Below are 14,155 nucleotides of genomic sequence, written 5' to 3' on the forward strand. Positions count from 1 at the left end.
GAACGTTGCCTCTGCAGGGTTGGTAGAGCGCAAGGGCGGGGCGGGGAGAGGCGGATGAGCAAGACGATAAGAGTACTTTCGGTGGTGTCGGAGTGCGTTCCGCTGTTGAAAACGGGCGGGCTTGCGGATGTCGCGGGGGCGTTGCCGGCTGCAATGGCGGCAAATGGGGCGGAAATGCGGGTTCTGATGCCCGCGTACCGGTCGTTGCGTTGGCGGTTGGACGGAATGGTGCCGCTTTTCGGTGAGGAGGATCTGTTCGGCGGGCCGGGTACGGTCTACGCGGGGCGTGTGGGCGGTATCGATTTTCTGTTGCTGGATGCGCCGCATCTGTATGATCGGGATGGTGGCCCTTACGCGGGTCCGCACGGGGACTGGGAGGATAACCCCCGTCGCTTTGCCGCCCTGTCATGGATCGGCGCGCGCATCGCCCGCGAGGGGCTGATCGATGGTTGGCGTCCGCAGGTATTGCATGCCCATGACTGGCAGGCCGGATATGCGCCCGCCTATCTGGAATGGGGCGGGCCGCGGGATGTCAGCAGTATCATGACGATCCATAACATCGCGTTTCAGGGATGGTCCGAGGCGCATATGCTGCGGGAACTGCGCCTTCCGGCCCATGAATTCCATGCCCATTCCCTGGAATATTACGGTGGCCTGTCCAGCCTGAAGGCAGGCCTGGTCACAGCGGATCGCATTACGACCGTTTCCCCGAATTACGCGATCGAGCTGATGCGTGCCGAATTCGGAATGGGCCTGCAGGGCGTGCTGAGCGAGCGGGCGAGCATTGTGACCGGCATCCTGAATGGCGTGGATACGCAAGTGTGGAATCCGGAAAACGAGGATAAGCCCTATAGCGTGGACAAGCTGCGCGGGAAGATGGAGAACCGCAAGACGCTATGCGCCGCGTTCGATCTGGAGGTGCCCGGGCCGCTGGCAATCGTCGTCAGCCGGATGACCCATCAGAAGGGAATCGATCTGCTACCGCAGGTGCTGCCGGAGTTTATCGAGGCAGGAGGTGGCATTGCCATTCTGGGTGCGGGGGACCCGCAACTGGAAGGTGCCATGCGTTCGCTGGAAGTTCGCTATCCCGAACGGATCGGTGTCCGGGTCGGATATGACGAAGGGCTGAGCCATCTGATGTTTTCGGGCGCCGATGCCGTGCTGGTGCCATCCCGGTTCGAACCCTGCGGGCTGACGCAGATGTACGGCCTGCGGTACGGGACATTGCCGGTCGTGGCGCAGGTCGGGGGGCTGGCTGATAGCGTGATCAACGTGAACCCCGCTTCGATGATCGCGGGCGTTGCCACAGGGTTCACATTCTCCCCCACCGAGGCGGACGCCTTTTCAGGGGCGCTGCGGCGGGTGATAAAGCTGTGGGAGGACAAGCAGGCCTGGGCTCAGGTCCAGCGGAATGCGATGCGCCATCCTGTGGGATGGGAGGCATCGGGGAATGCCTATGCCAAGCTTTATGCCGAGTTGGTCCGATGAATCTGGGCGCGACGATCACCGCTGACGGCACACAGTTCGCTGTCTTCTCTGCCCATGCCGAGCATATGGATCTGTGCCTGTTCAACCCTGATCGTATCCTGCCAATGACGCGTGAGGGGGATATCTGGTCGGTCACAGCGCCGGATGTCGGGGCGGGGGATACCTATGCCTTTCGGGCGCATGGGCTCTATGCACCGGATCGTGGCTATTGGTTCAATTCCGACCGGCTGCTGCTGGACCCCTATGCCCGGGAACTGACGGGTCCGCTGCGCTGGCAACCGGCCTTTCAGCCCGACGCCCCGCATCATCCCGAGGTGGACATGCCGCGCTGTGTGGTGCGGGCACCGCATGCCCCCCCGCGTGGCAGGCCGAATGTGCCATGGAACCAGACCATCATTTACGAGGCGCATGTCCGCGGCCTGACGATGAAGAACCCGAAGGTGCCAAGGGCCTATCGCGGCACATTCGAAGGGATAGGATCTACCCCGGTGATCCGGCATCTGAAACGGCTTGGGGTGACCACGCTGCAACTGCTTCCCGTGCAGGCCTTCATTGATGACCGCTTTATCGTCGAACGCGGGTTGAGCAATTACTGGGGCTATCAGACGCTTGGCTATTTCGCGCCCGATCCGCGCTACGGAACTCCGGAACAATTCCGGGCCATGGTCCGGCAGCTGCACAAGGCCGGAATCGAGCTGATCCTCGATATCGTGCTGAACCATACAGGTGAGGGGGATGAACACGGACCCTCGCTCGCGTTCCGCGGTCTGGATGCCCCCAGCTATTACCGCATGTCGGACGGGCGGCTGTGCAACGAGGCCTGCACGGGCAATACGCTGGATTTCGACAATCCGATGGTGGTTCGCATGGCCATGGATGCCCTCCGGTTCTGGGCCGGGGAAATGGGGGTGGATGGCTTCCGCTTTGATCTGGCAACAGTGCTGGGGCGCAGGCCGGACGGGTTTTCCGCACGAGCCCCCTTGTTCGATGCCATCCGGCAGGACCCGTTACTGCGTGATCTGAAGATGATTGCCGAGCCGTGGGACATGGGGCCGGACGGTTATCAACTCGGGTCGTTCCCGCCGCCGTTCGCCGAATGGAACGACAAGTTCCGTGACGATATCCGTCATTTCTGGCGGGGAGATGGCTCTTACGGGGCACTTGCCGCGCGTCTGTCCGGTTCGGCAGAGGTGTTCGATCGGGACAATCGGCCTGCAACACGCAGCATCAACTATCTGACCTGCCATGACGGCTTCACGCTGACCGATGTGGTCAGCTATGCCCATCGCCACAATGAGGCGAACGGTGAGGAAGGCCGGGACGGCCACCCCGAGAATATCTCTGACAACATGGGGATGGAAGGGCCGGACAAAGGGCTGAAAGAGGTTCGCGCCCTGCGCCGCAGGAATCTGCTGGCCACGCTGATGTTGGCCCAGGGAACGCCAATGGTCATGGCCGGTGATGAAATGGGAAATACCCAATACGGCAATAACAATACCTATTCACAGGATAACGAACTGGGGTGGGTGGACTGGTCTGCCGATCCAATGCGTGCGTTCCTGTCCAAACTCGCGATTCTGCGGTCGGATTGCCCGTTGCTGGGATACCCCCGATACCGCCATGGTACGGTGGGGGCGAACGGACGCCCCGATATCGCATGGCTCGATGCAGATGCCCGACCGCTCAAACCGGATGATTGGGCGGACCTATCGCTTCTGACAATGGAGCTGAATGATAGCAGGGAAAGTCTGCTGGCGGTATTCAACCAAGGAGCTGCCCATCCGCTGACCCTGCCTTATGGCCGCAACTGGCAACTGGTGCTTGATACGACGCAGCCGGATGCGGACCAGCCGAATTGGGGGATTGAAGCCCCCGCCCATTCCGTGTTGGTCTTCCGGCACATCGATTAGGAACCAAGAATGACGACCATCCAGACTGTTGCCTTCGACGATCAGAAACCCGGAACCTCTGGCTTGCGCAAGAAAACCCGTGTGTTCATGCAAGCGCACTACTTGGAAAACTTCGTACAGGCGATCTTCAACGCGATCGGCGGTGCCAAGGGCAAGACGTTCATCGTCGGCGGCGACGGGCGGTTCTTCAATGACCGCGCTGTGCAGGTCATCCTGCGGATCGCGGCAGCCAATGGCGCGGCAAAGGTGATCGTGGGGCAGGGCGGTATCCTGTCCACGCCCGCTGCATCCCATCTTATCCGCAGCCGGAAAACCGACGGCGGCATCATCCTTTCGGCCAGCCACAACCCCGGCGGCGAGGATGAGGATTTCGGCATCAAGTTCAACATGCCCAACGGTGGCCCCGCGCCGGAAAACATCACCGATGCCATGTTCCGCGAAGCGAGCGTACTGGTCAGCTACAACATCGTCGAGGCGCAGGATGTGGATCTGGGCGCAATCGGTGAGACCACCATCGGCGGGATGGCCGTCGAGGTGGTCGATTGTGTGGCCGATTACGCCGCGCTGATGGAAACGCTGTTCGATTTCGACAAGATCCGTGCAATGTTCGCCAATGGCTTCCGCATGCGTTTTGATGCGATGTGCGCCGTGACAGGTCCCTATGCGACCGAAATTCTGGAAAACCGCCTTGGCGCCCCTGCCGGTACGGTGACCCATGGCACCCCGCTGCCGGATTTCGGCGGAATGCACCCCGATCCGAACCCGACCTGGGCGCATGAGCTTATGGCCGAGATGATGGGTGATGATGCACCGAATTTCGGCGCCGCCTCTGATGGGGACGGGGACCGGAACATGGTGGTGGGTCGGGGCATCTATGTCTCCCCCTCGGACAGCCTGGCTGTACTGGCGGCAAACGCGCATCTGGCCAAAGGCTATGCCAAGGGGATTGCCGGTGTGGCCCGCTCGATGCCGACATCCGCAGCGGTGGACCGTGTTGCCGCCGATCTGGGGATCGAGGCCTTTGAGACGCCGACGGGCTGGAAATTCTTCGGCAATCTTCTGGATGCGGGCCGCGTGACGCTGTGCGGCGAAGAAAGTTTCGGCACCGGATCGGACCACGTCCGTGAGAAGGATGGTCTTTGGGCCGTATTGCTATGGCTGAACATTCTTGCGGTTCGCGGCCAGTCGGTCTCGGAAATTCTTGAGGCGCATTGGGCGAAATACGGTCGCAACTACTACTCGCGCCATGATTTCGAAGCGGTGGACAAGGACAAGGCGGATGCCATGATGGCCGCGCTGCGCGGTTCGCTGGCAGATCTGCCCGGGCGTGAGATCGAGGGACTGAAGATCGCGAATGCCGACGATTTTGCCTATACCGATCCGGTCGATGGTTCCACCTCGGCCAAGCAGGGCGTACGCATCCTGTTCGAGGATGGCAGCCGTATCGTGATGCGTCTGTCAGGCACGGGAACCCAGGGCGCGACCCTGCGGCTATATCTGGAGCGTTATGCCGAAAGCGGTTTCGATCAGGACCCGCAAGAAGCATTGGCCCCGGTCATCCGCGCGGCCCAAGGGCTGGCGGACATTCAGGGCTATACCGGTCGCGTTACGCCCGACGTGATTACCTGAGCGAGTTTGCGCAGCCGATCAGGGCTGCGTAATCATTCTCGATCACCTGAACCGAGATCGATTGCACAAGGGCCGAAAAGCGGCCCTTGTCATGCATCGCATCGACAAACCCCAGTTCGACCAGATGCGGCCCCATTGCGCGGGCCATGCCGCCACACAATGCGATGCCGCCAAAGGGCAGGTTGTGCAGTGCCAGGTCCCCGACAACATTCCCCAGCAGCCGGCAGAAAATACGCGCGGTGCGGGTCGCTTCGGGATCGGAGCCGATCAGCGGGATGATTTCGGACGAGGGGCGGGGCGCACCGGCGACGAAACCGTGGATAGCCGCCAGTCCGCGTCCTGAAAGCGCCTCTTCGACACCCGGAAAACCGTGGGTCTGTGACAGGTAGTTCCCCAGTTGCAGATCTTCTTCGCTGCGCATCGGCAGGGTCACATGCCCGCTCTCGGCGGCGGGAACGATTCGGCCGCCATTGACCATATGCACGGGGGCCGCGTTAAAGCCGGTCCCGATCCCTACCACCAGACGGCTGGCGTCTGCCGGAGCTTCTTCACCCTGAACCAGCGGTCGCAGTTTTGTGATGTGGCCCAATGCCCAGCCCTGCGCCTGCAAGTCATTCAGCACCGCGACCGATCCGGCGCCCGTGGCGGTGCGCAGCATATCGGGATCGATAACCCAATCCAGATTGGTCAGCCGTGCCACACCGTTCGCCACAGGCCCCGCAACAGCCAGACAGGCGCCACGGACCTTTGTTTTCACCTCTTGCAGGTACCTGTCCAGAATGACGGTCAGGCTGGGATGTTCGGCATTCGAATAGCGTCGGACGCTTTCGGGATCGATATTCAGGCCATCGGCCAAGGCCACGCGGGTATTTGTGCCGCCAACATCGGCCACCAGAAACAAATCGGACATCAGACGCCTCCCTCTTCCCTCGGGTTTAGCACGCTTATGGTTGCCCGCAAGCGGGGGGTCGAAAAGTGTTTTGTATGCGTTATGTTGATGTTCAGGTAACGAAGAGGAAACGGCATGGACTCAGCGATGCGCCCGGTCGACCGGAATGACCGCAACTGGTGGCGTGGTGCCACGATCTACCAGATCTACCCCCGCAGCTATCAGGATAGCAGCGGCGATGGTGTCGGGGATCTCAGAGGCATCACGCGACGGTTGGAGCATATCGCGAGGCTTGGGGCGGATGCGGTCTGGGTCAGCCCGTTCTTCAAATCGCCGATGCTGGATTTCGGCTATGATGTCGAAGATTACTGCGCCGTGGATCCGATGTTCGGCGCGGATGAGGACTTCGACGAGGTGATCGCCCGCGCCGACGAACTGGGTCTGCGCGTCATGATCGATCTGGTGTTCTCGCACACCGCCTCCACGCACGCATGGTTTCAGGAAAGCCGCCAAAGCCGCGACAACCCGAAGGCGGATTGGTACGTCTGGGCAGATCCGTCACCCGATGGCACCGTTCCAAACAACTGGCTGTCGATGTTCGGCGGGTCGGCATGGCATTGGGATTCGCGGCGGGAGCAGTATTACCTGCACAACTTCCTCAGCTCTCAGCCTGACCTGAACCTGCACAACCCCGAGGTGCAGGAGGCGCTGCTCGATGTGTTGCGCTATTGGTTGAAAAAGGGTGTTGGCGGGTTCCGGCTGGATGTCATCAACTTTTACTTCTGCGACCGCTATCTGCGAAGCAATCCGCCCCTGCCGCGGGAGCTGCGCAATGACAGCATCGCGCCTTCGGTGAACCCCTATAACCACCAGTTGCACCTGTTCGACAAGAACCAGCCCGAGAACATCGATTTCCTGCGCCGTTTGCGGGCGGAGATGGAGCCATATGGCGCGGCCGCCGTGGGCGAGGTTGGCGATGCCCAGAAGGGGTTGGAGCTGATGGCCGAATACACCTCGGGCAATGACAAGGTGCATATGTGCTATCCTTTCGAGCTGCTTCAGCCAAAACGGCTGACCGCCGACAGCCTGGAGGATACATTCCACCGGATGAACCGGGCGGCCCCGGATGCATGGCCCTGCTGGGCCTATTCCAACCACGATACGGTACGCCTGCCGACCCGGTGGAAAGCCTGTGATGCGGCGCTGAAGAATTATGCGGTGCTGTTGATGTGCCTGCGCGGTTCGGCCTGTATCTATCAAGGGGAGGAACTGGGTCTGCCCGAGGCGGAGGTGGCCTTTGAGGACATCCGCGATCCCTATGGCAAGGAGTTCTGGCCCGAGTTCAAGGGCCGGGACGGGGCCCGTACCCCGATGGTCTGGGAAAACCGCCCCGATGGCGGGTTCTCGACTTCGGAAAAGCCGTGGCTGCCCGTAGGCCAATCCCACCTGCCCCTTGCCGTAAGCGAGCAGGAAGGAACCGCCGGATCGATGCTGGAGCATTATCGGGCGGCCATTCGCCTGCGCAAGGATCATCCGACCCTGCGCCACGGTGCGATGGATGCGATGTGGACCGACGGAGATCTGGCGCAATTCATGCGCCTCGGGACCGAGACGATCTTCTGTGCCTTCAACCTCGGGGCAGGGGATGTCACCGCCCATATGCCTGATGGCAAATGGGAGGCGATCGGCCCTGATACGGGCACTGCGGCACCGGCCAAAACGGTCAAGCTGGGTCCGTTCGGCTTCTGCCTTGCACGGCGGGCCTAACGGATGCGCATGCTGCCGCCGCTGTTCACGGTCAGCCAGTCGGGCCAACCGACCTGCCGTTCGAACAGCACCATTGCCCCGCAGGCGGCAATGACACCGAAGACCAGCAGCACCTTCCACATCGGTGGGGGGTGACGCGCCCAACGCGCCATTCGAACAAACCAGATCAAATTCATGCAGGTGTCTTTCAGCTAGCGTCTATGGTGCTGAACCTAGCGCGCCTCGGGGTATTTGCACAGGACCCCTTGCGCTTGGCAGATAGAGCCGCGAAAACCGCCGCGCGTGATACGGAGAACGCTATGCCGACCCATCAGGAAGCCCGGAAACTACCCTACAGTGCCCAGCAGATGTATGATCTGGTGGCCGATGTCGGGTCTTACCCCAAGTTCTTGCCCTGGAACTCTGCCGCGCGCATCCGGTCGCGGACCCCGATCGATGGCGGGGGTGAGGTGATGGAAGCGGATCTCGTGATCTCCTTCAAGGTGTTTCGCGAACGGTTCGGTAGCCGGGTCACATTGTGGCCTGAACCCAAGAAAATCGATACAGAATATCTGGATGGCCCGTTCAAATATCTGAAATCGACATGGTCCTTCAGCGATCTGCCCGAAGGCGGATGCGAAGTGGAATTTTTTGTGGATTTCGAATTCAAGAACGTGATCCTTCAAAGGATCATCGGTGTCGTCTTCAATGAAGCGATGCAGCGGATCGTGCGCGCCTTTGAGAAACGTGCGGCCGTGCTTTACGGCTGATCCAGCGCCTTTGCGATCAGCCCAAGGGCATGGTCGCGGGCAGCCAGCCTGACGGCCCCTCGTCCCAATGCCCCGAATTCACAGGTTTCCGAAATGGTCGGTGCGTTTGAACGGGCAAGGGCAAAGCATACCCGCCCTTCAGGTTTGAATTCGGACCCGCCCGGTCCTGCAATGCCCGTGATGCTGACGGCAATATCCGCAGCAGCGCGATGACGTGCCCCTTCGGCCATTTCGCGGGCCGTCTCCTCGGAAACGGCGCCGGTTCTTTCCAGCGTTTCGGGGCGTACACCAAGCATGTCGATCTTGGCCGCATTGGAATAGGTCACAAACCCGCGTTCGAATACGCGGGATGCACCGGCCGGATCGGTCAGGGCCGCTGCCGTCATGCCTGCGGTGCAGCTTTCGGCGGTGGTGATGGTCAGGCCGAGCGCGCTTGCCCGTGCGATCAGGTCGGCGGTATTCACATCAGCACCCCATGGGCAAAACCCGCAGCCAGCATCGTGGCAACGCCTGCAAACACCCCGGCCCAAAGGTCATCGGACAGCACCCCCCACGGGCCGCCCATGCGGTCGGCCCTGCCCACGAGCCATGGCTTCCATATGTCGAACAGACGGAAGAACAGGAATGCCGCAATCCACCCCGGATAGGCCACGATTGCCCAATCGCTAAGGCCGTGCCACCAGAATGCGGCAGAGGGAAACAGCAGCGCAAGCCACTGGCCCGCAACCTCGTCGATCACGAATTCCGACGGGTCCTCATGTCCGGTACCCAGCTCGGCACGCAGGGTAAAATAGGCCAGCAGGGTGACCAGCAGCGTGGCGACGAGCAACCCCGGAAAACCGAAAGCGCGGTCGATCAGCAGCCCGATTATTAGCGCCCCCAAGGAGCCCCATGTGCCGGGGGCGGGGCGCAGCAGCCCCAATCCGAAACCGAGGCAGATCCAGCGTGTCATTCCGATACCAGGGCGGCAGTGGCAATGGCGGCAATCCCTTCCTCGCGCCCGGTAAAGCCCAGGCGTTCGGAGGTGGTTGCCTTTACCGAGACGCGACCAAGGTCCACCGCCATGATCCGGGCCAGTTCGGCCTGCATCGCGGCGGCATGGGGGCCCACCTTGGGGTATTCACACACCAGCGTTATGTCGCAATTCGCCAGACGGTATCCGCGATCCCGCATCAGCCCGACGGCGTGTTCCAGAAAGATGTGGCTGGCAGCCCCTTTCCATTGCGGGTCGGAAGGGGGGAAGTGACGACCGATATCGCCCTCGGCCAAGGCGCCATAGATTGCATCGGTCAGCGCATGCATACCCACATCGGCATCGGAATGGCCGACCAGACCACGACCGTGTGGCACCTTGATGCCGCACAGCCAGACGTGGTCCCCCTCCCCGAAGCGGTGGACATCATAGCCATTGCCCAAACGTAGATCCATTGCGCGCCCTTTCAGCAAACCCTCGGCCCGTTGGAAATCCTGCGGCCAGGTTACCTTGATATTATCGTCCTCCCCCTCGACGATGGCAACCTCGAGTCCCGCGGCGCGGGCCACGGCCACATCATCGGCGGCGGGGCCGCTATGCCGGTCATAGGCGTCGCAGAGGGCGGCATAATCGAACCCCTGAGGGGTCTGCGCGCGCCACAGATGTTCGCGTGATTCCGTACCAGTCACATGCGTCTCGCCACGCCATAATGCATCCGTGACCGGAAGGGCGGGGGCCGCACCGGCTGCGGTGTCCAGTGCTGCAATCACGCGGCCAATCACGTCGGGCGAAACCAGCGGTCGGGCAGCATCGTGAATCAGGACACGGGCAACCCCGCGCCCGGTCAGCGCTTTCAGGGCGTTATGTACTGATTCCGTGCGACTGCTGCCGCCTTCTACCAGCTCCACGCCCAAGCCTTGGGCAAGGGGGCGATCGTCGGGGTGGATCACCAGAATCCGCTGCATTCCGGCAAAGGCATCCAGCGTATGGGCCAGCAGGGGGCGGCCCAGCAGGGACTGCCATTGCTTCGGCATTTCGCCACCTGCGCGGGTTCCGCGTCCGGCGGCCACGATGATGGCTACGGTGCTCATACTGGCGATATGACACGCGGTTTTCATTCTGGAAAGTCATGTCTTCGCCACAAATATATGCAAAACGAATAAAAATAAGGCGTTTGCTTTGTTTAGAAGCCTGTTTTCAATTGATGAAATTGTATAAGATCAACTTTCGGCCTAATCCGAGGCTGACGCTTAAGGTTTAGGCACTTGCCCATCAACATCGCCTCTGTCTCCATCGACCCCCCGGTCCTGCTTGCCCCTCTGGCAGGGATCACCGATTTGCCGTTCCGTCAGCTTGTCGGCCGTTTCGGCGCTGGGCTGGTGGTGTCGGAAATGGTCGCAAGCCAGGAGGTGGTGCAGGCAAAGCCCGCGGCCCGTGCGAAGGCGGAACTCGGCTTTGGCGAAGGGGCGACATCGGTACAGCTTGCAGGGCGTGATGCCTATTGGCTGGCAGAGGCCGCGCGATATGTCGAGGCGCAGGGCGCACGGATCATCGACATCAACATGGGCTGCCCCGCCAAGCGGGTAACCTCGGCCGGTGGTGCCGGTGCCTGCGGTTCGGCCCTGATGCGCGAGCCGGATCTGGCGCTGACCCTGATCGAGGCGGTGGTGCAGGCCGTGCAGGTTCCGGTGACGCTGAAGATGCGTCTGGGGTGGGATGATGACAGCCATAACGCGCCGGAAATCGCCGCGCGGGCCGAGGCGGCCGGTGTGCGGATGATCACCATCCACGGGCGTACCCGGTGCCAGTTCTACAAGGGCCGCGCCAATTGGGCCGCAATCCGTCCGGTGACCGAGGCCGTAAATGTTCCCGTGATCGCCAATGGTGACATCACGGATGCCGATACCGCCGCCGAGGCTCTGCGCCAATCGGGCGCGGATGGCGTGATGGTGGGGCGGGGCGCGCAGGGGCGGCCTTGGATTCTGGCCCAGATTGCGGCGGCGCTTTACGGAACGCCGGCGCCGGTGGTGCCGCAGGGGGCTGCGCTCGCCGACATGGTTATCGGGCATTATCAAGCGATGCTGGGATTTTACGGTATCGAGCTGGGGGTGAAAGTGGCGCGTAAGCATCTCGGTTGGTATCTGGAGGCGGCAGGGGCGGTCAAGGGCAATGCCCTGACCGAAACCGACCCCGCAGCCGTAGAAAAGGCGGTTCGGGCGGCATTGTCCGAACCTGCGCGGTGTGCAGCATGAGCGGCAGCATCGATCACCTGCCCGCCGGAGCAATCTGGGCCAGCCTGCCTGTGCCCGCCCTGCTGATCGATACGGCAAACCTGATTGCCGCCATCAATCCGGTTGCCGAGAATTTTTTGAATGCTTCGCAGAAAAGCCTGCTTCAGCAACCGGTTCTGGACCGTCTTTCGATTGATGCGCCGATGGATGAGGCGCTGGACCGGGTTCGGCGCAACCAGTCGGCCCTGTTCATCAATGATGTGGATGTAACCACCGGCGAACGCCCGCCCGTCCAGTGCAACGTGCAGATAGCGCCTTTGGGGGATGTGCGCGGCCTGCTGCTGCTGCTGATCTCGCCGCGTGAACTTGCGGACAGGCTGGGGCGTGTGGATGCGGTCCGGTCGGCGGCCCGCTCCGCCATCGGAATGGCCGAGATGCTCGCGCATGAGATCAAGAACCCTCTGGCCGGTATTTCGGGGGCGGCGCAGCTGATTTCCGAAAACCTCAATGCCGAGGATCGGGAACTGGCGGATCTGATCGTCGAGGAAACCCGCCGGATCGTGAAACTGCTGGAGCAGGTGGAGCAATTCGGCAATATCCGCCCGCCGGAATGCCGCGCTGTGAACATCCATGATGCGCTGGACCGCGCCCGCCGCTCGGCGGTCGTCGGATTTGCCGCAAAAATGCAGATCATCGAGGATTATGACCCGTCCTTGCCCGCCACCTTTGCCGACGCCGACCAGTTGATGCAGGTTTTCCTGAACCTGATCAAGAATGCGGCAGAGGCGTCGGGCAAGACCGGCGGAACGATCCGGTTGCGCACCTTCTACGATCTTGCCCTGCGGTTGCGTCGCAAGGACGGGCAGGGCAGCGCCCTTCCGCTGCAGGTAGAGATCATCGACGACGGTCCGGGCATCAAGCCCGAGATCGCGGAATCCATTTTCGATCCGTTCGTTTCGGGTCGTGAGAACGGGACAGGCCTGGGCCTCGCGCTCGTATCCAAGATCATTTCGGATCATGGCGGTATCATTTCCGTCGATTCCGTGCCCGGACGGACCGTATTCCGGGTTTCCCTTCCAGTTGCCCCGCGAGAGGCAGCGCAGCCTGCGATGGAGATTTAAATGGACGGCACCATTCTTGTTGCAGACGACGACCGCACCATTCGTACCGTGTTGACGCAGGCGCTGACACGCGCGGGATGCAAGGTGCATGCGACCTCGTCGCTGATGACGCTGATGCGTTGGGTGGAGGAGGGAAAGGGCGATCTGGTCATTTCCGATGTGGTCATGCCCGACGGGAACGGACTGGAGGCGCTGCCGCGCATCTCCAAGCTGCGTCCGGGGCTGCCGGTCATAGTCATCTCGGCGCAGAACACCATCATGACCGCCATTCAGGCCGCCGAGGCCGAGGCCTATGACTACCTGCCCAAACCTTTCGACCTGCCGGATCTGATGAAGCGTTCGGCGCGCGCGCTTGACATGAAGCGCCGCGTGCCACCCCGTACGGCCGCACCGCGTGAAGGTGCCGATGATCTGCCGCTGGTCGGACGCACGCCTGCAATGCAGGCCCTTTACCGGCTGGTGGCGCGTGTGATGAACACCGATCTGGCTGTTCTGATCACCGGGGAATCCGGAACGGGGAAATCGCTGATTGCCCGCGCGATCCACGATTTCTCGGACCGTCGGACGCAGCCCTTCGTGGTGGCCCAATCCGGCGATCTGCAAGGGGCCGACGGGCCTTCGGCGCTGATGTCGCGGGCAAAGGGGGGCAGCCTCGTGTTCGACGAGGTGGCCGATTACGATGAGGATACGCAGGCCCGCATCGTACGCCTGCTGGACCAGATGGGCGAACACGCGCCACGGATCATGGCGACCTCGCAAAGCGATCTGCAGGCCCGGATGGAGCAGGGATCCTTCCGTCAGGATCTGTTCTACCGTCTGGGGGGCGTGACGCTGCATGTGCCGGCCCTGCGCGAACGGGTGGATGATATTCCGCTGCTGGCCGAACATTTCTTGGCCCGCGGAGAGCGGGATATGGGCACCGTCCGTCGGCTGAACAGCGACGCGCGTGAACTGGTCCGCGCCTATAGCTGGCCGGGCAATGTGCGGCAGCTGGAAAATACCCTGCGCCGCCTGATCGTGACCTCGGGCGAGGCAGAGATCACGAAATCCGAGGTAGAGGCCGTGCTGGGCGCCCAGCCCGCGATGGAGCCGCTCAAGGGCGGGGGCGAGAGCGAGAAGCTGTCGGCTTCGGTTGCCCGCCACCTGAAGCGGTATTTCGATCTGCATGGCGGGGCACTGCCGCCCCCCGGCGTCTATCAACGCATCCTGCGCGAGGTGGAAGGCCCGCTGATCGAGATCGCCCTTGATGCCACTGCGGGCAATCAGGCCAAATGTGCTGATCTTCTGGGGATCAACCGCAATACCCTGCGCAAGAAGATAACGGATCTGGATATTCGCGTGACACGGCGGCGCAAGCTGATGTAGCACCGCAATGAGGGTATAATCATGTGCCCGAAG

Annotated in this window: 13 protein-coding genes; 8 read left to right on the forward strand and 5 right to left on the reverse strand. The window is 61.9% G+C overall.

All coding sequences use genetic code 11. The annotated features are described in order from the left end of the window. Window positions 1-54 precede the first annotated feature (54 nt). Genes glgA through TR36_RS06995 form a run of 3 tightly spaced genes read left to right on the forward strand, consistent with a single transcriptional unit; the run spans window position 55 to window position 5,027 of the window. Complete coding sequence (gene glgA / locus TR36_RS06985; RefSeq protein ID WP_045390654.1) at window positions 55-1,488, forward strand: glycogen synthase GlgA; 1,434 nt, start codon at window positions 55-57, stop codon at window positions 1,486-1,488. Then, window positions 1,485-3,398, forward strand: a complete 1,914-nt coding sequence (glgX, locus tag TR36_RS06990) for a glycogen debranching protein GlgX (protein WP_062762838.1) — start codon at window positions 1,485-1,487, stop codon at window positions 3,396-3,398. The genes glgA and glgX overlap by 4 nt, the downstream gene beginning before the upstream one ends. Before the next feature lie 9 nt (window positions 3,399-3,407). Next, a complete protein-coding gene (locus TR36_RS06995) occupies window positions 3,408-5,027 on the forward strand; it encodes an alpha-D-glucose phosphate-specific phosphoglucomutase (protein ID WP_045390648.1) in 1,620 nt (539 codons plus the stop codon). Here TR36_RS06995 and TR36_RS07000 read toward each other — a convergent pair. Continuing rightward, on the reverse strand, window positions 5,020-5,937 hold the full coding sequence (locus TR36_RS07000; RefSeq protein ID WP_045390645.1) for a glucokinase: 918 nt from the start codon (window positions 5,935-5,937) through the stop codon (window positions 5,020-5,022). The two genes, TR36_RS06995 and TR36_RS07000, sit on opposite strands and share 8 nt — an antisense overlap. 114 nt (window positions 5,938-6,051) lie before the next feature. Here TR36_RS07000 and TR36_RS07005 point away from each other — a divergent pair, with 114 nt between their 5' ends. Then, window positions 6,052-7,683, forward strand: coding sequence for an alpha-amylase family glycosyl hydrolase (locus TR36_RS07005; RefSeq protein ID WP_062762841.1), 1,632 nt, complete (start codon window positions 6,052-6,054; stop codon window positions 7,681-7,683). Here the strand turns inward: TR36_RS07005 and TR36_RS07010 are convergent. Then, a complete protein-coding gene (locus TR36_RS07010) occupies window positions 7,680-7,859 on the reverse strand; it encodes a hypothetical protein (protein ID WP_045390639.1) in 180 nt (59 codons plus the stop codon). The genes TR36_RS07005 and TR36_RS07010 overlap by 4 nt on opposite strands. Window positions 7,860-7,982: 123 nt before the next feature. On the opposite strand from TR36_RS07010, the gene TR36_RS07015 reads away from it, so the two are divergent. Continuing rightward, window positions 7,983-8,432, forward strand: a complete 450-nt coding sequence (locus tag TR36_RS07015; protein WP_045390636.1) for a type II toxin-antitoxin system RatA family toxin — start codon at window positions 7,983-7,985, stop codon at window positions 8,430-8,432. Here the strand turns inward: TR36_RS07015 and TR36_RS07020 are convergent. The 3 genes from TR36_RS07020 to TR36_RS07030 are packed head-to-tail and all read right to left on the reverse strand — an operon-like array spanning window position 8,423 to window position 10,496. After that, window positions 8,423-8,896, reverse strand: coding sequence for a CinA family protein (locus TR36_RS07020; protein ID WP_045390633.1), 474 nt, complete (start codon window positions 8,894-8,896; stop codon window positions 8,423-8,425). The genes TR36_RS07015 and TR36_RS07020 overlap by 10 nt on opposite strands. Further along, window positions 8,893-9,390, reverse strand: a complete 498-nt coding sequence (locus TR36_RS07025) for a phosphatidylglycerophosphatase A (protein ID WP_045390632.1) — start codon at window positions 9,388-9,390, stop codon at window positions 8,893-8,895. The genes TR36_RS07020 and TR36_RS07025 overlap by 4 nt, the downstream gene beginning before the upstream one ends. Continuing rightward, complete coding sequence (locus TR36_RS07030) at window positions 9,381-10,496, reverse strand: bifunctional 2-C-methyl-D-erythritol 4-phosphate cytidylyltransferase/2-C-methyl-D-erythritol 2,4-cyclodiphosphate synthase (RefSeq protein ID WP_045390629.1); 1,116 nt, start codon at window positions 10,494-10,496, stop codon at window positions 9,381-9,383. The genes TR36_RS07025 and TR36_RS07030 overlap by 10 nt, the downstream gene beginning before the upstream one ends. A 174-nt stretch (window positions 10,497-10,670) precedes the next feature. On the opposite strand from TR36_RS07030, the gene dusB reads away from it, so the two are divergent. From dusB to TR36_RS07045, 3 genes are read left to right on the forward strand one after another with little or no spacing between them, the layout of a single operon-like run. After that, window positions 10,671-11,657 (forward strand): tRNA dihydrouridine synthase DusB, encoded by a 987-nt coding sequence (gene dusB / locus TR36_RS07035; RefSeq protein ID WP_045390626.1) that lies wholly within the window; start codon window positions 10,671-10,673, stop codon window positions 11,655-11,657. Beyond that, the gene (locus tag TR36_RS07040; protein WP_045390622.1) at window positions 11,654-12,757 is read left to right on the forward strand and encodes a nitrogen regulation protein NR(II); all 1,104 of its coding nucleotides are present in this window, start codon (window positions 11,654-11,656) and stop codon (window positions 12,755-12,757) included. The genes dusB and TR36_RS07040 overlap by 4 nt, the downstream gene beginning before the upstream one ends. After that, the gene (locus TR36_RS07045; protein ID WP_045390619.1) at window positions 12,758-14,122 is read left to right on the forward strand and encodes a sigma-54-dependent Fis family transcriptional regulator; all 1,365 of its coding nucleotides are present in this window, start codon (window positions 12,758-12,760) and stop codon (window positions 14,120-14,122) included. Window positions 14,123-14,155: the final 33 nt, after the last annotated feature.

The organism is Falsirhodobacter sp. alg1, from assembly GCF_000739715.2.
GTDB lineage: Bacteria > Pseudomonadota > Alphaproteobacteria > Rhodobacterales > Rhodobacteraceae > Falsirhodobacter.

Coding starts and splice junctions, on each gene's coding strand:
- glgA (WP_045390654.1), top strand. CDS start 55: ATGAGCAAGACGATAAGAGTACTTTCGGTGGTGTCGGAGTGCGTTCCG.
- glgX (WP_062762838.1), top strand. CDS start 1,485: ATGAATCTGGGCGCGACGATCACCGCTGACGGCACACAGTTCGCTGTC.
- TR36_RS06995 (WP_045390648.1), top strand. CDS start 3,408: ATGACGACCATCCAGACTGTTGCCTTCGACGATCAGAAACCCGGAACC.
- TR36_RS07000 (WP_045390645.1), bottom strand. CDS start 5,937: ATGTCCGATTTGTTTCTGGTGGCCGATGTTGGCGGCACAAATACCCGC.
- TR36_RS07005 (WP_062762841.1), top strand. CDS start 6,052: ATGGACTCAGCGATGCGCCCGGTCGACCGGAATGACCGCAACTGGTGG.
- TR36_RS07010 (WP_045390639.1), bottom strand. CDS start 7,859: ATGAATTTGATCTGGTTTGTTCGAATGGCGCGTTGGGCGCGTCACCCC.
- TR36_RS07015 (WP_045390636.1), top strand. CDS start 7,983: ATGCCGACCCATCAGGAAGCCCGGAAACTACCCTACAGTGCCCAGCAG.
- TR36_RS07030 (WP_045390629.1), bottom strand. CDS start 10,496: ATGAGCACCGTAGCCATCATCGTGGCCGCCGGACGCGGAACCCGCGCA.
- TR36_RS07040 (WP_045390622.1), top strand. CDS start 11,654: ATGAGCGGCAGCATCGATCACCTGCCCGCCGGAGCAATCTGGGCCAGC.
- TR36_RS07045 (WP_045390619.1), top strand. CDS start 12,758: ATGGACGGCACCATTCTTGTTGCAGACGACGACCGCACCATTCGTACC.